We start from the raw sequence: 19,207 nt of genomic DNA on the forward strand, positions 1-19,207 counted from the left end.
GGGACGCTCCTGAACCTAGCCGGAGGGTGTGACGCGGGACCAGACCCGCCGATGAACATCCGATGACGGATGCGCGCGGCTAGCGGAAGATGATGGTGCGCTGCCCGTCGAGCAGCACGCGGTCCTCGGCGAACCACTGCACGGCGCGCGACAGGGTGCGCGACTCGACGTCCTGCCCGATCGCGACGAGCTGCGCGGGCGACTGGGCGTGGTCGACGCGCTCGACGTTCTGCTCGATGATCGGGCCCTCGTCGAGGTCGCTCGTGACGAAGTGCGCCGTCGCGCCGATGAGCTTCACGCCGCGCGCGTGCGCCTGCCGGTAGGGGCTCGCGCCCTTGAAGCCGGGCAGGAACGAGTGGTGGATGTTGATCAGGCGCCCCTCGAGCGCCGCGCACAGCTCGGGGGAGAGGATCTGCATGTAGCGGGCGAGCACGACCAGCTCGATGCCCTCGCGCTCGACCACCTCGAGGATGCGGCGCTCGAACGCGGCCTTCGACTCGGCGTCGACGACCGGCGCGTGCTCGAACGGCACCCCGTAGAACGCGGCGAGCGAGCCGAGGTCGGGGTGGTTCGCGAGCACGAGCGGGATCTCGACCGAGAGCTGGCCGGCGCGCTGCCGGAAGAGCATGTCGTTGAGGCAGTGCGCGGCCTTCGACGCGAGCACGAGCGTCTTCAGCGGCCGGCCGACGTCGTCGAGCTGCCACTGCATGCCGTAGCGCTCGACGACCGGCGCGAGCCGCGCCTCGAAGTCGGCCCGCTCGGCCTCGGCCTCGACCTGCAGCCGCATGAAGAAGCGGTCGGTGTCGGCCGAGGAGAACTGCTGCGACTCGGTGATGTTGCCGCCGCAGTCGACGATGGCGCCGGTGATCGCGTGCACGATGCCGGGCCGGTCGTCGCAGACGAACGACAGGATCCAGTGGTTCGCGCTCACCCGGTCGAGTCTACGAGGCGCGCGGCGCTCACTCGGGCCGCGAGCGCGTCGGACTCCGGATGCGCCGCGAAGGCGAGCGCGTGGGCTCGCCACGCGTCGACGGCCGGGGCGGGGTAGCCGGGCTGCCACCCCCGTGCGGAGCGCAGCGGCAGCGCGACGATCGCCTCGAGGGTCAGCATCCGCCCAGCGTAGGCTTGCCGGTCGTGAGCGAGCAGAGCACGGCCCGGGGCGAGACGACCGGTCGCTTCCCGCTCGCGGCGCTGCTCGTGCTCGCGCTCGCGATCTTCGTGAACATCTCCATCGAGATGCTGCCGATGGGCCTCGTGCTGCCGATGAGCCGCGACCTCGGCGTCTCGGAGAGCGCGATCGGCCTGCTCGTGTCGGTCTTCGCCTTCACCGTCGTGCTCTCGTCGACCCCGCTCATCCGCCTCACGCGGCGGCTGCCACGGCACCGGCTCGTCATCGGCGTGCTGCTCGTCTTCGCCGCGGCCACCGCCGCCGGCGCCGTCGTGCCCTCGTACGAGTGGGTCGTCGCCACGCGCATCGTCGGCGGCCTCGCGCACGGCGTCTTCTGGACGGTGGTGGGCGCCTACGCCGCCTACCTCGTGCCGAAGGAGCAGATCGGGCGGGCGGTCGCGATCACGAGCGCCGGCGGCTCGCTCGCGTTCGTGCTGGGCCTGCCGCTGTCGACGCTGCTCGGCCAGGCGGTCGGGTGGCGCGCGTCGTTCGCGGTGCTGGGCGTCGCGTGCCTCGTCGCGGCCTTCGCGGTGTGGCGGGTGCTGCCGGCCGTCGACCACCTCGCCGACGTCGCGACGACCGAGACGGGCTCGATCGCCGTGCCCGTGGCCGACCCCGACAAGTCGGTGCGCGGCATCGTCGTCGCGGTCGTCTCGACCACCCTCGCGATGACCGGCCAGTACGCCTTCTACACGTTCATCGCGCCGTTCCTCGTGCAGCACGCGGGCCTGCCGGAGGCGTGGCTCAGCCCCGCGCTGCTCGCCTACGGCCTCATGGGCGCGCTCGCGATCGTGGCGCTCACCCTGTGGCTCGGGCGCCGCGCGCTCGCGGGCGCCGTGCTGTGCATGGTGCTGATGCTCGCCACGATGCTCGTGCTCGTGCTCTCGACCGCGCTGCCGCTGACGATCGCCGCCGTGCTCGTCTGGGGGCTCGCGATGGGGGCGCTGCCGCCGCTGCTGCAGACGCGCGTGCTGCACGCCTCGACCGAGCGGCTGCTGCAGCCGGCGATGGCCTGGTACACGACCGGCTTCAACACCGGCATCGGCGGCGGCGCGCTGCTCGGCGCGATCGTCTACGACGCGGCCGGCCCCGGCGCGCTGCCGTGGGTGCTCTTCGCGGCCGTCGCGATCAGCCTCGTGCTCATCGGCTTCACGACGCACCGGCGGTCGCTCGCGGCCTGACCGCGCTCACGCGAGGCCGGCGGGCACCGCCTCCTGCAGCGCTGCCCGCACGGCCGCGATGGCCGGATTGCCGTCGGAGGCCGCGCGGGCGGCCGTGAACACCTCGCGGCGGGGCGCGCCCGGCAGCTCGACGATGCGGAAGCGCACGGGCGTGCCCGCCCACGTCAGGTCGTTCATGATGCCCACCGCGTGGCCGGTCTCGATGAGCCGCATCTGCGCCTGCAGGTCGGCGGTCGCGAAGCGCACGTCGGGCTCGAAGCCCGCCACCCGGCACTGCTGCTCGCCGAAGTGGCGCGAGGCGGCCCCCACCGGCTCCATCACCCACGGCATCCCGGCGGCGTCGGCCAGCGAGCGGATGCCGCTGCCCGGCGGCACGGCGAGCCGCAGCGCGTCGGTCATGAGCAGCCGCCGGTCGAGCCCCGCGTGCTGCGGTGCCGCGTGCCCGGGGTACTGCTCGGCGACGACGAGGTCGAAGTCGCCGACGAACGTGTCGTAGAGCGCCGTCTCGGGCTCGCGCTGCACCATCTCGACGCGCACCTCGGGCGCCGTGCCGGCGAGGATCCGCAGCATCTGCGGCACGAGCCCGAGCGCCGCCGACTGGAACACCGCCACGCGCACCGTGCCGACCGGGCGGCCGAGCGAGGCGGCGACGGCGCGCTCGGCGGCCTCGAGGGCGGTGAGGATGCCCTCGGCGTGCTGGGCGAGGAGCTCGCCCTGCGGGGTGAGGGCGAGCCGCCGCCCCTGCTTGCGCGTGAGCGGCACGCCCACCTCGCGCTCGAGCGCGGAGAGCTGCTGCGAGACGGCGCTCGGCGCGTAGGCGAGCGCGGTCGCGACGGCGGCGATCGTGCCGCGCAGGCGCAGCTCGCGCAGCAGGCGCAGGCGACGGATGTCGAGCATCGGCCCTCCCTCGAAAGCATCGTCGATCGCGACGGGTATCCGTCGTGAACCGTCACTGTACGCGATGGGTCAGCGGGTGCAGACTTGCCGCGGCGCGCGCTCGCGCGCCCGCAGCACGAGTTGAAGAGAGGGCAGCCGCATGGGCGCAGCCGCCACCCCCGCCGAGACCGACCACGCGAGCGAGCTCGAGAGCCTCCACGCGCTCGCGCCCGCCATCGTCGCGCAGGTGCGCACGTGGCTGGAGGAGGCCGAGCGCATCCCCGCCGACGCGAGCGCCGAGCAGCTCGCCGGCGTGCTGCGCGACCCGAAGGGCCTCGACTTCGCCGTGCGCTTCGTCGACGGCGTCGTGCGCCCGGAGGACGTGCACGTCGCCGCCCGCACGCTCCGCGAGATCGCCGGCGCCGCACCCGCCTTCCTGCCCTGGCCGATGCGCCAGGCGCTCAAGCTCGGCGGCGGCGTCGCGCCGCTCGCGCCGCAGGTGGTCGTGCCCATCGCACGCCGGGTGCTGCGCGAGATGGTCGGCCACCTCATCATCGACGCGACCGACGCCCGCCTCGGCGCCGCGATCGCGCGCATCCGCGCCACCGGCGCCCGCCTCAACGTCAACCTCCTCGGCGAGGCCGTGCTCGGCGACCGCGAGGCCGCACGCCGGCTCGAGGGCACGCTCGCGCTCATCGAGCGCCCTGACGTCGACTACGTCTCGATCAAGGTCTCGGCCACCACCGCGCCGCACCAGCCGTGGGCCTTCGACGCCGCCGTCGAGGAGGTCGTCGAGCGCCTGCTGCCGCTCTACCGCCGCGCGCACGCGACCGGCACCTTCATCAACCTCGACATGGAGGAGTACAAGGACCTCGAGATGACCATGGCGGTCTTCACGCGGATCCTCGCCACCGAGGGCCTCGAGTCGTACGGGGGCGGCATCGTGCTGCAGGCCTACCTGCCCGACGCCATGCCCGCGATGGAGCGCCTGCAGACCTGGGCGGCCGGGCGCATCGCCGCCGGCGGCGCACCCGTCAAGGTGCGCCTCGTGAAGGGCGCGAACCTCCCCATGGAGCGCGTCGAGTCGTCGCTGCACGACTGGCCGCTCGCCACGTGGCACACGAAGCAGGACAGCGACACCCACTACAAGCGCGTGCTCGCCTGGGCGCTCACGCCCGAGCGCGTGCGCGCCGTGCGGCTCGGCGTCGCCGGCCACAACCTCTTCGACGTCGCCTTCGCCTGGCTGCTGGCGAAGCAGCGCGGCATCGAGGCGGGCGCGGGCTCGGGCTCCGGCCTCGAGTTCGAGATGCTGCTCGGCATGGCGCAGGGCCAGGCCGAGGTCGTGCGCCGCGACGTCGGCGGCCTGCTGCTCTACACGCCCGTCGTGCACCCGGCCGAGTTCGACGTGGCGATCGCCTACCTGATCCGCCGCCTCGAGGAGGGCGCGAGCCGCGAGAACTTCATGTCGGCCGTGTTCGAGCTCGCGCGCGACGAGCACCTCTTCGAGCGCGAGCGCGACCGCTTCCTCGCATCGCTCGACGCGCTCGCGGCCCCCGCGCCCGCGACGCACCGCGTGCAGGACCGCACGCAGCCGGTCGCCGAGGGGCTCGCCGACGGCTTCCGCAACGCGCCCGACTCCGACCCGTCGCTGCCCGCCAACCAGGCGTGGGCGGCCGGCATCCGCGAGCGCGCCCAGCACTCGCGGCTCGGCGTCGACCTCGTCGCCGAGAGCACCCTGCGCGACGCCGCGCAGCTCGAGCGGACGATCGAGACGGCCGTCGCCGCCAACGCCGCGTGGCGGGCGCTCTCGGGCGACGAGCGCGCCGAGATCCTGCACCGCGCCGGCCGCGAGCTCGAGGCGCGCCGCGCCGACCTCATGGAGGTCGCCGCGGCCGAGGCGGGCAAGACGCTCGACCAGTCCGACCCCGAGGTCTCCGAGGTGATCGACTTCGCCCACTACTACGCCGAGCGGGCCCGCGACCTCGACCAGGTCGACGGGGCCGTCGCCGTGCCGTCGCGCCTCATCGCGGTCACCCCGCCGTGGAACTTCCCCATCGCGATCCCCGCGGGCTCGACGCTCGCCGCCCTCGCCTCCGGCGCATCCGTCATCATCAAGCCCGCCCGCGTCGCCGCGCGCAGCGGCGCCGTGATGGTCGAGGCGCTCTGGGCGGCCGGGGTGCCGCGCGACGTGCTGCAGCTCGTGCAGCTGGGGGAGCGCAGCCTCGGCGACCGCCTGATCGGCGACCCGCGCGTCGACCGCGTCATCCTCACCGGCGGCTTCGAGACCGCCCAGGCCTTCCGGCGCATCCGCCCCGACCTGCAGCTGCTCGCCGAGACGAGCGGCAAGAACGCCATCATCGTCACGCCCTCGGCCGACTACGACCTCGCCGCGAAGGACATCGTCGCGAGCGCCTTCGGCCACGCGGGCCAGAAGTGCTCGGCCGCGTCGCTCGCGATCCTGGTCGGCCAGGCGGGCCGCTCGCGCCGCCTGCACAACCAGATCGTCGACGGCGTGCGCTCGCTCACCGTCGGCCAGCCGTGGGATGCGACGACCCAGATGGGCCCGATCATCGCGCCCGCCGAGGGCAAGCTGCTCGAGGGCCTCACGACGCTCGGGGAGGGCGAGCAGTGGGTGATCGAGCCCGAGCGGCTCGACGAGGAGGGGCGCCTGTGGAGCCCCGGCGTGCGCGCGGGCGTGCGCCCGGGGAGCGAGTACCACCGCACCGAGTACTTCGGCCCGATCCTCGGCATCATGCGCGTCGAGACGCTCGAGGAGGCGATCGCGCTCGTGAACGAGGTCGACTACGGCCTCACCTCCGGCCTGCACTCGCTCGACCCGGCCGAGATCGGCACGTGGCTCGAGCGCGTCGAGGCGGGCAACCTCTACGTCAACCGCGGCATCACGGGCGCCATCGTGCAGCGGCAGCCCTTCGGCGGCTGGAAGCGCTCGGTGGTCGGCCCCACGACCAAGGCGGGCGGCCCCAGCTACCTCATGCCGCTCGTCGACTGGCGCCCCTCGCAGGCGCGCGAGCTCGCGCCCCTCGAGCACGAGGGCGTGCGCGTCGTCGTCGAGGCGGCCGAGTCGCTCGCGCGGTCGGCAGATGCGTCGGTGACGGCCGACGAGGCCGCCGCCGTCCGGCGGGCGGCCGGCTCCGACCAGCACGTGTGGTCGCGCGAGCTGGGCGTCGCGCTCGACGTGCAGCGCCTCTCGGCCGAGCGCGACATCCTGCGCCACCTGCCGATGCCCGGCGTCACCATCCGCCTCGCCGAGGGCGGTCGCGTCGCGCAGCTCGCGCGCACGGTCGCCGCGGCGCTGCGCGCCGGCGCCGAGGTGCGCGTCTCGACCGCGGTCGAGCCGGCGCCCGCGATGCGGGCGGCGCTCGCGGCAGCGGGCATCCCCGTGGCGGTCGAGGACGACGCGGCCTTCCGCGTCTCGGCGCAGCGCCTCGCGCAGGGCCGCATCCGCTACCTGGCCGCCGAGGACGCGGTCGCCGAGGGCGTGCGCGCGCTCGCGGAGGCGGTCGACGGCCGCCCCGACCTCGCGATCGTCGCCCACCCGGTGACCGAGTCGGGCCGGCTCGAGCTGCTGCCGTTCCTGCGGGAGCAGGCGGTCGCCATCACGGCGCACCGCTTCGGCACGCCCAACCACCTCACCGACGCGCTCATCTAGCGCGTCCGCCCGCCGATTGGTCACTCGTTGCTGCCTGGAGCCCGCTCCGGCAGCAACGAGTGACCAATCGGGATGGAGCGGGTTCGGGCGCGGAGGAGCAGGCGGCGGCCGCGCGGGCCGGGAAGCGGCGGGTCAGGCGGCCGCGGCGTGGGCCTCGCGCAGCCAGGCGTCGACCTCGTCGTCGAGCTCGCTCGCGTCGCGCACCTCGAGGTGGTGCATCCACACGCGCGGCGACGGATGCGCGACCTGCTTCCAGCGCGGCGACGGGTCGGGGCGCGGGAGCGCGATCGACAGCACGACGGGCACGTCGGAGCGCACGACCATCCCGGGCCGCCAGACGATCGCGAACGTGCGCCGGCGCCGGTAGGCGATCTGCGTCCGCGACGCCCGCTCCTCGACCTCGCCGAGCGCCTCGACGCGGGCGGCGATCGCGCGCTGCAGCGCGGCGCCGAGCGGATCGTCGGCGAAGAGCGCCGCCGCCGGTGCCCGCATGCCGCGCCCCGCTACAGCACGAGGTGCTGGCGGCCGTCGAGCAGCTCGCGGGCGGCGTCGAGGTGCCCCGCGTGGGTCGCGGTGTCGACGAGCACGTGCAGCAGCACGGCGCCGAGGTCGCCGAACGCCGCCTCCGGCCAGTCGGGGTCGGGCATGCGCGGTGCCGCGTCGAGGGGGAGCGCGGCGAGGATCCGGTCGGAGCGCGCGATCGCGTCGCGGTACTCCTGCACCACCGCATCCGTCGGCTCGTCGGGCTCGACGCGCCAGTCGGCGGGCCGGCCCTCGTCGAGCGCGGCGTCCTCGACGGGCCAGTAGTCGAGCGGCTCGCCGGCCATGACCGTGTGGAACCAGTAGCGCTCGCAGCCGAGCGTCACGTGCCGCACGAGCCCGATGGGCGACCAGCCCGACGGCAGCGCGGGGGTGCGCAGCTGCGCGTCGTCGAGCCCCTCGATGGCGGCGAGGATGTGGCGGCGCTGGGCGTCGAGCGCCTCGAGCAGCTGGGCGCGGACGCGGTCGTGGCTCACGCGGCGATCCAACCACGCGCCCCTGCGGCTCAGCCCGCCGACCAGCCGCCGTCGTTCGGGATGATCGCGCCCGAGACGTTGCTCGCCGCGTCCGAGACGAGGAACGCCGCGAGGTTCGCCTGCTCGATCGGCTGCGCCACGCGCTGCGCCGACTGGTGCACGGGCGTGAGGGCCGCGAGGCCCTCCTGGTCGATGTGCTGCTGGATGTCCGGCGTCATGACGTTCGTCTCGACGCCGCCGGGGCAGATCGCGTTCGCGCGGATGCCCTGCTTGGCGTAGACGTACGCGGTGTTGCGGGTGAGGCCGATGAGGCCGTGCTTCGAGGCGGTGTAGGCGGCGCCGGCGGCCGCGCCGCGGATGCCCGCCTCGCTCGCGATGTTCACGATCGAGCCCGAGCCCTGCGGCAGCATCACGCGCAGGGCCGCGCGCGTGAGGTAGAACGGCGCCGAGAGGTTGACCCGCAGGATGCGGTCCCACAGCGCGTCGTCGACCCCCGCGGCGCCGGCGAAGCGGTCCATGATCCCCGCGTTGTTGACGAGCGCGTCGAGCCGGCCGTAGCGCTCGACGGCGGCCGCGACGACCGCGTCGGCGACGGCCGGGTCGCCGATGTCGCCGACCATGGCGGATGCGGTGCCGCCGTCGCCCGCGACGGTCGCGACCGTCTCCTCGGCGGTCGCCGCGATGTCGCTCACGACGACGCTCGCGCCGAGGCTCGCGAACAGCTGGCAGATGCTGCGGCCGATGCCGCTGCCCCCGCCCGTGACGACGGCCACCTTGCCGGTCAGGTCGATGACACTCATGGACGCTCCTCACACCGGTCGGGGCGGCTCCGCGGCTCGGCGCCGCTCCCGAGAGATCCTCCGCTCAGCGTGCCCCCCGCGTCGGGCCCGCGCAAGTACCATGAGAGCGGCCGTGACTGGCGCAGAGGTGGAGCACCACCGGGGAGCGGCCGACCGTGAGCCGCGCGCCTGGGCGTCCCATCCAGCGACGCGCGCCAGCGCACCAGCGAAGGAGCATCCGTGACCGACCGCCTGCCCAGCACGTTCAACTCGCCTCTCACCGAGGTCGACCCCGAGATCGCCGCGGTGCTCCAGCAGGAGCTCGACCGCCAGCGCGACTACCTGGAGATGATCGCCAGCGAGAACTTCGTGCCGGTCGCGGTGCTCGAGGCCGCCGGCTCGGTGCTCACGAACAAGTACGCCGAGGGCTACCCGGGCCGCCGCTACTACGGCGGCTGCGAGTTCGTCGACGTCGCCGAGTCGCTCGCCATCGAGCGCGCGAAGGCGCTCTTCGGCGCCGCGTTCGCGAACGTGCAGCCCCACTCGGGCGCGACCGCCAACGCGGCCGTGCTGCATGCGATCGCCCGGCCCGGCGACACGATCCTCGGCCTCTCGCTCGACCACGGCGGCCACCTCACGCACGGCATGAAGATCAACTTCTCCGGCCGCCTCTACGACATCGTCGCCTACGGCGTCGACGAGCAGACGAGCCGCGTCGACATGGCCGAGGTGCGCCGCCTCGCCGTCGAGCACCAGCCGAAGGTGATCATCGCCGGCTGGTCGGCGTACCCGCGCCAGCTCGACTTCGCCGAGTTCCGCGCGATCGCCGACGAGGTCGGCGCGCTGCTCTGGGTCGACATGGCGCACTTCGCGGGCCTCGTCGCCGCGGGCCTGCACCCGAACCCCGTGCCGCACGCGCACGTCGTGTCGTCGACCGTGCACAAGACGATCGGCGGCCCGCGCTCCGGCTTCATCCTCACGAACGACGCCGACATCGCCAAGAAGCTGAACTCGGCGGTCTTCCCCGGCCAGCAGGGCGGGCCGCTCATGCACGTGATCGCCGCGAAGGCGACCGCGTTCAAGCTCGCCGCGTCGGAGGAGTTCAAGGAGCGCCAGCAGCGCACGCTGCGCGGCGCGCACATCCTCGCCGAGCGGCTGCAGCAGCAGGACGTCAAGGACGCGGGCATCTCGGTGCGCTCCGGCGGCACCGACGTGCACCTCGTGCTCGTCGACCTGCGCGATGCCGCGATCGACGGCAAGCAGGCCGAGGACCTCCTGCACGAGATCCGCATCACCGTGAACCGCAACGCGGTCCCCAACGACCCGCGCCCGCCGATGGTCACGAGCGGCCTCCGCATCGGCACCCCGGCGCTCGCGACCCGCGGCTTCGGCGACGAGGAGTTCACCGAGGTCGCCGACGTCATCGCGCTCGCGCTGCTGCCGGGCGCCGACCTCGAGTCGCTCCGCGCGCGCGTCGCGACGCTCGCCGAGGCCTTCCCCCTCTACCCGGGCGTCGGACCCTCCGGGCAGCCCGAGGTGGTGCACGAGCTCGGATCGAGCGTCGACCGATGACCGCGCAGATCCTCGACGGCAACCGCACCGCGTCCGCCATCAAGGCGGAGCTGCGCGAGCGGGTCGACGCGCTGAAGGCGAAGGGCGTCACGCCCGGCCTCGGCACCCTGCTCGTCGGCGACGACCCGGCGAGCCAGTCGTACGTCAAGGGCAAGCACCGCGACTGCGCCGAGGTGGGCATCGAGTCGATCCGCGTCGACCTGCCGTCGAGCGCGTCGAGCGCCGACGTACGGGCCGCGATCCGCGACCTCAACCAGGCGCGCGAGGTGACCGGCTACATCATCCAGCTGCCGCTGCCGCCGGGCCACGACGAGCACGCGATGCTCACGCTCATGGATCCGGCGAAGGACGCCGACGGGCTGCACCCGATCAACCTCGGGAAGCTCGTGCTCGGCGTCGACGGCCCGATAGACTCGCCGCTGCCGTGCACCCCGGCGGGCATCGTGCAGATGCTGCGCCGGCACGACATCGAGATCGCGGGCGCGACCGTCGCGATCGTCGGCCGCGGGCTGACGGTGGGGCGGCCGCTCGGGCTGCTGCTGACCCGCAAGGGCATCGACGCGACCGTCACGCTCTGCCACTCCCGCACGCCCGACCTGGCCGCGCAGGTGCGCGAGGCCGACATCGTCGTCGCGGCGGTGGGCGTGCCGGGCCTCATCAAGGCCGACTGGGTGAAGCCGGGCGCGGCGGTGCTCGACGTCGGCATCACGCGCGGGCTGTCGGCCGAGACCGGCAAGGTGAAGCTGCTCGGCGACGTCGACCCCGGCGTCAAGGAGGTCGCGGCGTGGGTGTCGCCGGTGCCCGGGGGCGTCGGTCCCATGACGCGCGTCATGCTGCTCGACAACGTCGTGCAGATGGCCGAGCAGGCGGTGCGCTCCCGCTAGTCGGAGCCGCGGTAGGCGTCGCGCAGCGCCGGGTAGTAGTCATCCCAGTCGGGCATCGGCTGCCCGGCGAGCGCGGCGACCAGCCGGTCGAGGTACCACTCCCAGCCGGCCGCGATGTCGGGCACCGAGGCGGCGGGCACATCGTGGTGGGTGAAGCGGATGGTCGTGCCCGAGCCCGTCTCGTGCCCGCCGTCGACGAGCTCGACCTCGAGGCTCCACGAGCCGTGCTCGTCGGTCGTCAGCACCGCGAGGTGCTCCGGGGCGTCGCAGTCGAGGATCTCGACCGCCTGGGTGGCGTCGCCCTCCTCGGCGGTCATCGCGAGCACCACCTCGCCGGAGTCGGGGTCGCCCACGTAGGCGCCGAACCAGGTGCTGAGCTCGCGCGACTCCGCGAGGTACGGCCAGACCGCGATCGCGTCGTGGCCGACCCTGCGCTCGAGCACCAGCTCGGCGGCGTCGCCGTGCCGCACGACCGTGCCGGTCGGTGTGATGGGCATGTGGCTCCCTCCGGTGCGGCCGAGCCTACGCATCCGCAGACCCAGCCCGCTAGGGCGCCGGCGGGTCAGTGCGCGTGGATGGCGTCGACGTAGAGCTGGATGCGCTTGGCGTACGTCTCGGCGTTGCGGGCGATGCCGCGCCGCTCGTCCTCGGTCGTCTCGCGGCGCACCTTGCCCGGCACGCCCGCCACGAGCGAGTGGTCGGGGATGACGGTGCCCTCGGTGACGAGCGCGCCGGCCGCGATGATCGACCCGGTGCCGATGACGGCGCCGTTCATCACGGTCGCGTGCATGCCGATGAGCACGTCGTCCTCGACGGTGCAGCCGTGCACGACCGCGTTGTGGCCGATCGACACCCGCGCGCCGATCCGGAGCGGCGAGCCGTGGTCGACGTGCAGCGAGCAGCTGTCCTGCACGTTCGAGTCGTCGCCGATCGTGATCGGCTCCTCCTCGGCGCGGAGGCTCGCACCGGGCCAGACGCCGACGCGCTCGCCCAGCGAGACGGCGCCGGCGATCACGGCGCCCGGCATCACGAGCGCGGACTTCGGCAGGTGGGGCGCGTGCCCCGGCAGCGGGATGATCGTGGCGCGCTCGTGGACGGTCATGGCGTCAGCCTACGCCGGGGCGCGAGGGGCCATGATGGCCGCATGCGCACCTCGCCCGACCGCATCGACGCCCTCCAGCCCAACGAGGTCTTCGTCTTCGGCTCCAACGCCGCAGGCGCCCACCACGGCGGCGCGGCGCGCCTCGCGCACGAGCGCTTCGGCGCCGTGTGGGGCGAGGGGCACGGGCACCACGGGCAGTCGTACGCGGTCGACACGATGAGCGGGCTCGCCACCATCCGCGACGAGGTCGCGACCCTGCTGCGCTACGCCGCCGAGCATCCGGAGCTCGACTTCCTCGTCACCGAGCTCGGCTGCGGCATCGCCGGGCACCGCCCGGAGGAGATCGCGCCGCTCTTCGCCGGCGCGGGCGAGAACGTGCTGCTGCCGAGGCGCTTCCGCGCGCTGCTCGAGTGATCCGCCGCTCGCCCGCGCGCCGCGTACCGTAGGTGCGGGCAGCGGCCCGGCCCCCGTAGCCCAACCGGCAGAGGCGGCGGACTTAAACTCCGCGCAGTCCGGGTTCGAATCCCGGCGGGGGCACCGCCAGGATCTACGCACCTCTGCGCATTCCCTCGCCGCCCCCGCGAGTCGATGATCGAGGTGATCCGGGGCGCCCCAGCTCCCGGGCACCGTCGAGGAGGACACCATGAACCGCGCCGCATTCGGGCGCCGCGCCACGGCCGCCGTCGCGCTCACCGCCGCCATGAGCATGGTCGGGGCCGCTGCGGCCTCAGCGCACCACTGCTATCGCGACCAGTGGGCGGGCGCCGCCTACCAGCACCACATCCAGGGCGGCACGGCGTGGGTCTCGCTCAGCGACCTGGGCGCCATATTCATCATCCCGCCGGAGCTGCAGGCCGACTGCGGCTGGGTCGCCGACGAGGTCGTCGCCGACTGGATGGCCGACGAGGGGCTGGAGCAGGAGCCGCTCATCCACTCCCGCGCCACCGTGGGCAGCGGCGCCGCCTACCAGGGCAAGGGCAACATGCCCTTCAGCTACCTGAGCGAGGCGCAGTTCGACGTGCTCGGCATGGCGCTCATGGAGGGCGTGGAGGCCTGCGCCGCTGAGCTGCCCTAGACCCGGCCGGCCCAGCCTGCGACGGGCTCCTCCCCGGCGACGGGGGAGGGGAGGAGCCCCGTCCGCTGCCCGACGAGCACGGCGCCGAGCCGGTCGCGCGCGCCGAGCTTGCGGTAGAGGTTCTCCTGGTGCTTGTGCACCGTGCGCGGCGAGACGCCGAGGCGCGAGCCGATCGCCGCGGCGGTGCAGTTGGCGTGCATGAGGTGCAGCACCGTCTGCTCGCGCGGCGTGAGCACGGGCGCGCCCGCGTCGGGCGCGATCGGGGCGAGGGCGCGCATCCGCGCCAGCAGCTCGATGTGGCTGTCGAGGCCGCGCAGGAGCCGCGCGTGCTCCTCGAGCGGCCGCATCTGCAGCCGCCCGATCGGACTGGGGGCGATGAGCGTCCACCCGTCGTACTCACGGCCGGGCGAGGCTGTGAGCTCCACCTGGTGCGCCGAGATCCGCAGCGTCTCGAACACGCGCCTCGTGGCCTCGCCCAGGTGGCAGCCGGCGCGCACGGCGTCCTCGAGCCGGGTCGGGCGAGTGTCGCCGGTCCTGGCGCGGTAGCGGTACAGCGGATGGCCGCGGATGTCGGCCGCGCGCGGCAGCAGCTCGGCGGCAGGACGGAAGCCGTGGCCGTGGATCCGCAGCAGCGCATCCGGGCGGCCCGCCCGCACGCTCACGCGCGTCGCCATCTCGGTGTCCGTGTCGGCGAGCATCGCCTCGGCGAGCAGCGCGCGCGCGGTCGCGACGTCGTGCTCGTCGAGGATGTCGGCCATCACATCCGTGATGCGTCCCCTCATGGCGCGAAGCCTAGGTCTGCGGCGTCCGTCGCGGAAGACCGGGATCCTGCTCGCGGCGGGCGTAGCCGCCATCCGCCGTCCGCACCGCGATCCCCTCGTCGACGAACGCGTCCAGCCAGCCGCGCATGGGCCATGTGCCCCACCTGCGGTGGAAGAGGGCGCCGTTGCGCAGGATCGCGTCCAGGTGGCGTCGAGGGGGGTCCTCGACGGGGTGGTGTTGGTGGTAGGCGCGAGCTCCGCCGATCCAGGCCATGGGCACACCGCGTGCCCGTGCCGTCCAGCCGAAGTCGGTGTCCTCGCCGCCGTAGCCGGCATAGCCCTCGTGGAAGCCGCCGATGCGACCCCAGAGGTCGGCGGTGAGGGCGAAGGACAGCGACCAGAAGAGGTCGGGGGATCCGCCGAGCTGCACCTCGTCGGGCCCGGGAGCGGGGCGCGCAGGGTGCGGGCTGTCGAGCTCGGCCAGCCGGTCGAGGTCGTAGCCGCCCGGCGGCGGCGGATCGAGGTACGTGACGGGCCCCGAGAGGAGGCAGTCGCGCGTCGCGGCCGCACGCGCCGCCGCCTCGTACGCCCCGACCAGCGCGGGGGCGGGGAGGCAGTCGACGTCGAGGAACACGAGCACGTCGACGCCGCGATCGAGCGCCGCCTGCGCGCCGAGGTTGCGCGCGCGGGCGAGCGGCAGCAACCCCTCCTCTCCGTCGGTCTCGCGCACTGCCGTCGTACCCGCGTCGCGCGCCGCACGCGCGAGCGACGGGTCGCCCATGGTGACGAGGATGCGCTCGTCGGGGCGGCGGAGGGAGCGCTCGAGCGCCGCGGTCTGCAGCTCCCAGTGCGCGCGCCGGCCGCGGGCGATGGTCACGAGCCCGACGCGCGTCATGCTGCGCTCCTCGCTCGCGACGCGGCGACGACCACGGCGGCCGCGCGCTCCGCCCCGTGCCCGTCGTTCCACGCCTGCCATCCGCGCGCGTCGAGCTGCGACGCCGACTCGAGCAGGGCCGGCCAGCCGTCGGCGGGCCACTCCGGCAGCACGAGCGCGGGCCAGGCCCGATCGGCCAGCACCTCGGCGGTGCTGCGCTGCTCGTCGTGAGGGCGCGGCTGGGGGATGACGATCGCGGGGCGGCGGGCGGCCGCCGCCTCCGCGATGGCGCTCTCCCCGGCGTGGGTGATGACGACGTCCGCCGCGAGGAGCGCGCCCCATGGGTCGTCGACCCAGGTGCCGTGTGCGCCCAGGTGCAGCCAGTCCCACCCCGGGGTGGCCGCGCTCGCGCGACCGATGGCTTCCGAGGTGAAGCTGTCGCCCCCGGCGCCGCCGAGGACGACCGCGCGCCGCGGTCCGGCGGGCGGAGCCGGTGCTCGAGGCTCAGCAGGTGCGAAGCGCGAGATCGCGCCCACGGCGTGCAGCCGCTCGTCGAGGGGCGGCAGCCCGCCGCCCATCCCTGTCGCCGCGGGCGGCCAGGCGCCGATGACGGCGGAGGAGATCGCGTACCCGAGCACATGGGCCCGGTCCGTGCGCCGCCCCGGCATCGCGATGGTCACGACCGGCACGCCGTGGAGCCGCGCGAGGAGGCCGACCTCGACGGAGACGTCGACGACGAGCGCGCGCGGCTGCTGCCGGTCGATCCACTCCGCGATCCGCGCCATGCGCGAGCGCAGGCCTGCGTTCCCGAGCGGCGCCCAGTGCAGCTCGCCGTGTGCGTCGGGGTCGAGGGCGGCCCCCGCCTCGTCGGTGGGGAGCCGCACCCAGTCGCCGAGCCACTCCGTCGGTCGCGGCAGGCTCGAGAGGCCGGTGACGGGGCCGTCGAGCGCTCGAGCGATGGCGACGGCCCGCGAGAGGTGGCCGCGGCCGTGATGGTGGATGTAGTAGCCGATCATGCGGCGTGCCGGAGTCCTGCGAGCTCGGCGTACCGGTCCTCGTAGGCGCCGACCATCGCCTCGATCGAGCAGTGGGCGACTGCGTGCGCTCGGGTGCGCTCGCGGGACAGCCGGCTCGCCGCTCGCATGGCATCGGCGAGCTCGGCGGGTTCCTGCGAGGCGCACAGGCGACCGCTCTCGGCCGAGACGACCTCGGCGAGGCCGCCGCGGGCGAGCGCGGCGACCGGCGTGCCCGTCGACATCGACTCGGCGGCGACGAGCCCGTACGGCTCGTCCCACGCGGGGGTGACGACCGTGACGGATGCTCCGCCGACCCGCCTCGTGAGGGCTTCGGTGTCGAGGTGGCCGAGGTAGCGGATGCTCGGGCCGAGGTGCGGCGCGATCTCGGCGTCGAAGTACGAGCGGTCGAGCACGGGTCCAGCGAGGTCCAGCGGGATCGACGCCAGTCGTGCCGCGTGGATGGCGAGGTGGGGAGCCTTCTCGGGGACGAGCCGGCCGAACCAGATCGCGGGCCCGCCGCCGGGACCGGCCGCCCAGCGCCTCGTGTCGACCCCGTTCGACACCACGGCGCTGCGCACCGAGGGCCTCCACTGCTCGGCGGTGAAGGCGCTCACCGCGACGAACCGCGCGCCCGCGGCGGCGTACTGCACGGCCGACTCCAGCCACGGGGTGGGCGGGGTGTGGAGCGTGGTGAGCATCGGCACGGGGATGGCGCTCGACATCGCGACCGGCAGGTGGTGCAGCGAGTTGTTGTGGATGACGTCGAACCGGTCGGCGCCGGAGTCGGCCAGCGCCAGGCACAGTCCGAGGTAGGCGTGGTGCTCCTGCATCCACTGGAGCGGCGGAGCGCCGACGTCGCGGCGCGCGCCCTCCGACGGCTCGAAGGGCTCGGTCGCGAGCGCGTGGGCGCCGAGGAGGGGATCGGAGCCCGCGGCGGCGAACAGCGTGACGGAGTGCCCGCGAGCGATCAGCGCGCGCGTGAGGGCGTGCGTGTGCGCCTCGAGCCCGCCGACGAAGGGCTCGGCGACGGGGAACCGGCTCGAGGCGATCAGGCAGATCCGCAGGCCCGTCATCGCAGCACCTCCTCGTACAGCAGCGCGTGCGCGCGGGCGATGCTGTCGCGCTGGGCGCTGCGGTGCTCAACGCTGAGCGGCGTCGGCGACGGCGCTCCGTACGCGCTCCGCACCGCATCGCGGAGCGATGCCGCGTCGAAGTCGTCGTCGCGGTTGTGGTACTCGAGCACGGGGCCCTGCTCCCTGTAGTAGCCGCAGTCCGGCGCGATCACCGCCGTGCCCAGGTCGCGGCAGGCCTCGAGCCACCCCGAGTGCGTGCCGAAGCGGTAGGGGAGCACCGACACGTCCAGCGAGACGAGATACGCCCAGAGCGCGTCGTCGTCGAGGAAGTCGTGGACGTGCAGCTCCAGCACCCCGTCCGCGGCCGCCCGGTGCAGGAACTCGGCGAGCGGGCGCTCGTACCGGTCGCCGGCGCGCAGCACGTCGGTGTGGCCGTTGACCTGCAGCACCGCGTTCGGCAGCTCTTGGATCGCCTCGACGAGCACGCGCAGCACCGGGAGGGGGTTCATGCTCGCGCGCAGGCTCTTCACGTGCACGCCGACCCTGAACTCGTCGTCGCGCGCGCGCGGCCGCCGCCGCCCCGCGAGGCGTCGCACGGTCTCGAGGTCGACGACGTGGGGGTGGGGCAGCACACGCGCCTCCGCCCCCCACCGGCGACGGATCTCCGCTGCCGCTCCCGGGGTCAGCGTGATGAGCGCGTCTGCGGCGGGGATGAGCACGTCGAGCTGCGCGTCGTGCGCGTCCCGCGTCGGGTGATGCGGGTTCCGCAGGTCGTGGACCGTGTAGACGAGTGGCCGGCCCGTCTCGCGCAGCGCCTGCACGAACTCGGCGAGCTGCGCCGGCGTGCGCGCATCGAAGCCGAACTGCAGGTGCATGAGGTCGAAGTCCGGATGCGCGCGCACCCAGCCGGGCTCGAGCATCGTCGGCGGCCACCACCGTGCTCCCGCGGGGCGATCCGGATCGTCCGGATCCGGATCGGGCAGGCGCTCGACGCGAGGGAGCTCCTGCGCGTCGGTGATCGGCGCCAGATGCTGGACGTAGACGTGCGACGACGGGACGGACGCCACCCGGATGGTCCGTCGCTCCGTGATCGGCTCGGCGCGGTCTGCGTGAGGCATGGTCCTCGGAGTATGCGCCTGCGACCCTGGGAATTGGGGGACAAGCGCACGGGCGGCGCGATCTCCTAGGCTCGCCCCATGCGCCCGCCCACAGGACAGCAGTTCACCATCACCCGCGACGTCGACGGTCGCCGCCTGCGCGCCACGATCACCGAGGTGGCGGCGACGCTCCGCGAGCTGACCGTCGACGACGTCGACCTCGTCGAGCCGTTCGCCGAGGAGAAGCGCCCGGCGAAGGGTCAGGGGATCGTGCTCGCGCCGTGGGGCGGCCGGGTCGCCGGCGGCGACTGGCAGCTCGACGGCGAGACGCAGCGGCTGCCCATCACCGAGCGCGACAAGGGCAACGCGAGCCACGGGCTGCTGCGCTTCTCGCCCTACCGGCTCCTCGAGCACGACGAGTCCAAGGTGCTGCTGCAGGCGACGATCCACCCGCAGACGGGCTGGCCGTTCCTCATCGACACCTTCGTCACCTACGAGCTCACCGACGACGGGCTGCGCGTCACGCACGAGGCCATCAACGCGGGCGCCGAGCGCGCCCCGTGGGCGTGCGGCGCGCATCCGTACCTCGCCGTCGGCGGCACGCCCGCCGACGAGCTCACGCTCACGGTGCCCGCGGCGCGCGTCTTCAACGCGGTCGACCTCATCCCCACGGAGGAGACGCTCGTGGACGCGATGGATGCGTCGGCGCCCGACCTGCGCGGCGGCCGACGCCTGACGGAGCTCGACATCGACCACAACTACGCGGGCCTCGAGTTCGTGGGCGGCGTGGCCACGTCGTCGCTCGTCGATCGCGAGGGCAGGGGCGCCGAGCTCTGGCAGGACGCGTCGTTCCCGTACGCGGTCGTGTTCACGCCGAGCGACTTCCCGGCGATCGACGGGGTGCGCCACGCGGTCGCGGTCGAGCCGATGAGCGCGCCGGCGAACGCGCTGAACTCGGGGCAGGGCCTCGTGTGGCTCGAGCCGGGGGAGCACTGGCGCGGGCAGTGGGGCATCGCGCCGGTCGGGTTCTAGCGGCCGGCCCGTCCCCGCCCGCGGGCGGTGG

20 protein-coding genes, 1 tRNA gene and 1 riboswitch are annotated in these 19,207 nt (G+C 74.3%); of the genes, 8 read left to right on the plus strand and 13 right to left on the minus strand.

Annotation, left to right across the window (positions count from 1 at the left end):
- Nucleotides 1-79: 79 nt before the first annotated feature.
- Together purU and MU522_RS07210 are read right to left on the minus strand one after the other, a co-directional pair.
- Entirely contained in the window at nt 80-931 is an 852-nt protein-coding gene (gene purU, locus MU522_RS07205) for a formyltetrahydrofolate deformylase (protein WP_128190135.1), read from the minus strand.
- Nucleotides 928-1,110 carry a hypothetical protein gene (locus MU522_RS07210; RefSeq protein ID WP_164877157.1) on the minus strand — a complete coding sequence of 61 codons (183 nt, stop codon included), beginning with the start codon at nt 1,108-1,110 and terminating at the stop codon, nt 928-930. Before MU522_RS07210 ends, purU begins: the two co-directional genes overlap by 4 nt.
- Before the next feature lie 24 nt (nt 1,111-1,134).
- On the opposite strand from MU522_RS07210, the gene MU522_RS07215 reads away from it, so the two are divergent.
- Complete coding sequence (locus MU522_RS07215; RefSeq protein WP_192575841.1) at nt 1,135-2,349, plus strand: MFS transporter; 1,215 nt, start codon at nt 1,135-1,137, stop codon at nt 2,347-2,349.
- A 6-nt stretch (nt 2,350-2,355) separates the two neighbouring features.
- On the opposite strand, the gene MU522_RS07220 is transcribed toward MU522_RS07215, so the two are convergent.
- Nucleotides 2,356-3,246, minus strand: a complete 891-nt coding sequence (locus MU522_RS07220) for a LysR substrate-binding domain-containing protein (RefSeq protein ID WP_246990399.1) — start codon at nt 3,244-3,246, stop codon at nt 2,356-2,358.
- 139 nt (nt 3,247-3,385) lie between these two features.
- Here MU522_RS07220 and MU522_RS07225 point away from each other — a divergent pair, with 139 nt between their 5' ends.
- Complete coding sequence (locus tag MU522_RS07225; RefSeq protein ID WP_246990400.1) at nt 3,386-6,895, plus strand: proline dehydrogenase family protein; 3,510 nt, start codon at nt 3,386-3,388, stop codon at nt 6,893-6,895.
- Nucleotides 6,896-7,027: 132 nt separating this feature from the next.
- Here the strand turns inward: MU522_RS07225 and MU522_RS07230 are convergent, their stop codons facing one another.
- From MU522_RS07230 to MU522_RS07240, 3 genes are read right to left on the minus strand one after another with little or no spacing between them, the layout of a single operon-like run.
- Nucleotides 7,028-7,387, minus strand: coding sequence for a DUF5655 domain-containing protein (locus tag MU522_RS07230; RefSeq protein WP_246990401.1), 360 nt, complete (start codon nt 7,385-7,387; stop codon nt 7,028-7,030).
- A gap of 11 nt (nt 7,388-7,398) precedes the next feature.
- Nucleotides 7,399-7,911, minus strand: a complete 513-nt coding sequence (locus MU522_RS07235; protein ID WP_246990402.1) for a DinB family protein — start codon at nt 7,909-7,911, stop codon at nt 7,399-7,401.
- 29 nt (nt 7,912-7,940) lie between these two features.
- Nucleotides 7,941-8,711, minus strand: a complete 771-nt coding sequence (locus tag MU522_RS07240; RefSeq protein ID WP_246990403.1) for an SDR family oxidoreductase — start codon at nt 8,709-8,711, stop codon at nt 7,941-7,943.
- A gap of 102 nt (nt 8,712-8,813) precedes the next feature.
- Nucleotides 8,814-8,892: riboswitch (ZMP/ZTP riboswitch) on the plus strand.
- A gap of 38 nt (nt 8,893-8,930) precedes the next feature.
- Between MU522_RS07240 and glyA the strand changes: the two genes are divergently transcribed.
- Nucleotides 8,931-10,262 (plus strand): serine hydroxymethyltransferase, encoded by a 1,332-nt coding sequence (glyA, locus tag MU522_RS07245; RefSeq protein WP_281439980.1) that lies wholly within the window; start codon nt 8,931-8,933, stop codon nt 10,260-10,262.
- Nucleotides 10,259-11,146: a bifunctional methylenetetrahydrofolate dehydrogenase/methenyltetrahydrofolate cyclohydrolase gene (locus tag MU522_RS07250; protein WP_246990404.1), complete on the plus strand. Its 888-nt coding sequence runs from the start codon at nt 10,259-10,261 to the stop codon at nt 11,144-11,146. The genes glyA and MU522_RS07250 overlap by 4 nt, the downstream gene beginning before the upstream one ends.
- Here the strand turns inward: MU522_RS07250 and MU522_RS07255 are convergent.
- Nucleotides 11,143-11,643 (minus strand): SRPBCC domain-containing protein, encoded by a 501-nt coding sequence (locus MU522_RS07255; protein ID WP_164877175.1) that lies wholly within the window; start codon nt 11,641-11,643, stop codon nt 11,143-11,145. The genes MU522_RS07250 and MU522_RS07255 overlap by 4 nt on opposite strands.
- A gap of 65 nt (nt 11,644-11,708) precedes the next feature.
- Nucleotides 11,709-12,248: a gamma carbonic anhydrase family protein gene (locus MU522_RS07260; RefSeq protein WP_128190286.1), complete on the minus strand. Its 540-nt coding sequence runs from the start codon at nt 12,246-12,248 to the stop codon at nt 11,709-11,711.
- A gap of 42 nt (nt 12,249-12,290) precedes the next feature.
- Here MU522_RS07260 and MU522_RS07265 point away from each other — a divergent pair, with 42 nt between their 5' ends.
- From MU522_RS07265 to MU522_RS07275, 3 genes are all read left to right on the plus strand, one after another.
- Entirely contained in the window at nt 12,291-12,662 is a 372-nt protein-coding gene (locus MU522_RS07265; RefSeq protein WP_246990405.1) for a hypothetical protein, read from the plus strand.
- Nucleotides 12,663-12,711: 49 nt separating this feature from the next.
- Nucleotides 12,712-12,785: transfer RNA gene (locus MU522_RS07270), tRNA-Leu, on the plus strand.
- A gap of 106 nt (nt 12,786-12,891) precedes the next feature.
- Nucleotides 12,892-13,323, plus strand: coding sequence for a hypothetical protein (locus MU522_RS07275; protein WP_246990406.1), 432 nt, complete (start codon nt 12,892-12,894; stop codon nt 13,321-13,323).
- On the opposite strand, the gene MU522_RS07280 is transcribed toward MU522_RS07275, so the two are convergent.
- Genes MU522_RS07280 through MU522_RS07300 form a run of 5 tightly spaced genes read right to left on the minus strand, consistent with a single transcriptional unit; the run spans nt 13,320 to nt 18,165 of the window.
- Nucleotides 13,320-14,105: a helix-turn-helix transcriptional regulator gene (locus MU522_RS07280; RefSeq protein WP_246990407.1), complete on the minus strand. Its 786-nt coding sequence runs from the start codon at nt 14,103-14,105 to the stop codon at nt 13,320-13,322. The genes MU522_RS07275 and MU522_RS07280 overlap by 4 nt on opposite strands.
- Nucleotides 14,106-14,115: 10 nt before the next feature.
- The gene (locus MU522_RS07285; protein ID WP_246990408.1) at nt 14,116-14,979 is read right to left on the minus strand and encodes a galactosyltransferase-related protein; all 864 of its coding nucleotides are present in this window, start codon (nt 14,977-14,979) and stop codon (nt 14,116-14,118) included.
- Nucleotides 14,976-15,974 carry a glycosyltransferase gene (locus MU522_RS07290; protein WP_246990409.1) on the minus strand — a complete coding sequence of 333 codons (999 nt, stop codon included), beginning with the start codon at nt 15,972-15,974 and terminating at the stop codon, nt 14,976-14,978. Before MU522_RS07290 ends, MU522_RS07285 begins: the two co-directional genes overlap by 4 nt.
- Nucleotides 15,971-17,047 (minus strand): glycosyltransferase, encoded by a 1,077-nt coding sequence (locus tag MU522_RS07295; RefSeq protein ID WP_246990410.1) that lies wholly within the window; start codon nt 17,045-17,047, stop codon nt 15,971-15,973. Before MU522_RS07295 ends, MU522_RS07290 begins: the two co-directional genes overlap by 4 nt.
- The gene (locus MU522_RS07300) at nt 17,044-18,165 is read right to left on the minus strand and encodes a glycosyltransferase (protein WP_246990411.1); all 1,122 of its coding nucleotides are present in this window, start codon (nt 18,163-18,165) and stop codon (nt 17,044-17,046) included. Before MU522_RS07300 ends, MU522_RS07295 begins: the two co-directional genes overlap by 4 nt.
- Before the next feature lie 78 nt (nt 18,166-18,243).
- Here MU522_RS07300 and MU522_RS07305 point away from each other — a divergent pair, with 78 nt between their 5' ends.
- Nucleotides 18,244-19,176, plus strand: a complete 933-nt coding sequence (locus tag MU522_RS07305; RefSeq protein ID WP_146355533.1) for an aldose 1-epimerase family protein — start codon at nt 18,244-18,246, stop codon at nt 19,174-19,176.
- The last annotated feature ends 31 nt before the right edge of the window (nt 19,177-19,207 follow it).

Origin of the sequence: Agrococcus sp. SCSIO52902, from assembly GCF_022983135.1 — a bacterium.
GTDB classification, from domain to species: Bacteria; Actinomycetota; Actinomycetes; order Actinomycetales; family Microbacteriaceae; genus Agrococcus; species Agrococcus sediminis.

Excerpts from the sequence above, each read along its gene's own strand:
- MU522_RS07210 (WP_164877157.1), bottom strand. The coding sequence starts at position 1,110 with ATGCTGACCCTCGAGGCGATCGTCGCGCTGCCGCTGCGCTCCGCACGG.
- MU522_RS07220 (WP_246990399.1), bottom strand. The coding sequence starts at position 3,246 with ATGCTCGACATCCGTCGCCTGCGCCTGCTGCGCGAGCTGCGCCTGCGC.
- MU522_RS07225 (WP_246990400.1), top strand. The coding sequence starts at position 3,386 with ATGGGCGCAGCCGCCACCCCCGCCGAGACCGACCACGCGAGCGAGCTC.
- MU522_RS07230 (WP_246990401.1), bottom strand. The coding sequence starts at position 7,387 with ATGCGGGCACCGGCGGCGGCGCTCTTCGCCGACGATCCGCTCGGCGCC.
- MU522_RS07240 (WP_246990403.1), bottom strand. The coding sequence starts at position 8,711 with ATGAGTGTCATCGACCTGACCGGCAAGGTGGCCGTCGTCACGGGCGGG.
- MU522_RS07250 (WP_246990404.1), top strand. The coding sequence starts at position 10,259 with ATGACCGCGCAGATCCTCGACGGCAACCGCACCGCGTCCGCCATCAAG.
- MU522_RS07255 (WP_164877175.1), bottom strand. The coding sequence starts at position 11,643 with ATGCCCATCACACCGACCGGCACGGTCGTGCGGCACGGCGACGCCGCC.
- MU522_RS07260 (WP_128190286.1), bottom strand. The coding sequence starts at position 12,248 with ATGACCGTCCACGAGCGCGCCACGATCATCCCGCTGCCGGGGCACGCG.
- MU522_RS07265 (WP_246990405.1), top strand. The coding sequence starts at position 12,291 with ATGCGCACCTCGCCCGACCGCATCGACGCCCTCCAGCCCAACGAGGTC.
- MU522_RS07275 (WP_246990406.1), top strand. The coding sequence starts at position 12,892 with ATGAACCGCGCCGCATTCGGGCGCCGCGCCACGGCCGCCGTCGCGCTC.
- MU522_RS07280 (WP_246990407.1), bottom strand. The coding sequence starts at position 14,105 with ATGAGGGGACGCATCACGGATGTGATGGCCGACATCCTCGACGAGCAC.
- MU522_RS07285 (WP_246990408.1), bottom strand. The coding sequence starts at position 14,979 with ATGACGCGCGTCGGGCTCGTGACCATCGCCCGCGGCCGGCGCGCGCAC.
- MU522_RS07290 (WP_246990409.1), bottom strand. The coding sequence starts at position 15,974 with ATGATCGGCTACTACATCCACCATCACGGCCGCGGCCACCTCTCGCGG.
- MU522_RS07295 (WP_246990410.1), bottom strand. The coding sequence starts at position 17,047 with ATGACGGGCCTGCGGATCTGCCTGATCGCCTCGAGCCGGTTCCCCGTC.
- MU522_RS07300 (WP_246990411.1), bottom strand. The coding sequence starts at position 18,165 with ATGCCTCACGCAGACCGCGCCGAGCCGATCACGGAGCGACGGACCATC.
- MU522_RS07305 (WP_146355533.1), top strand. The coding sequence starts at position 18,244 with ATGCGCCCGCCCACAGGACAGCAGTTCACCATCACCCGCGACGTCGAC.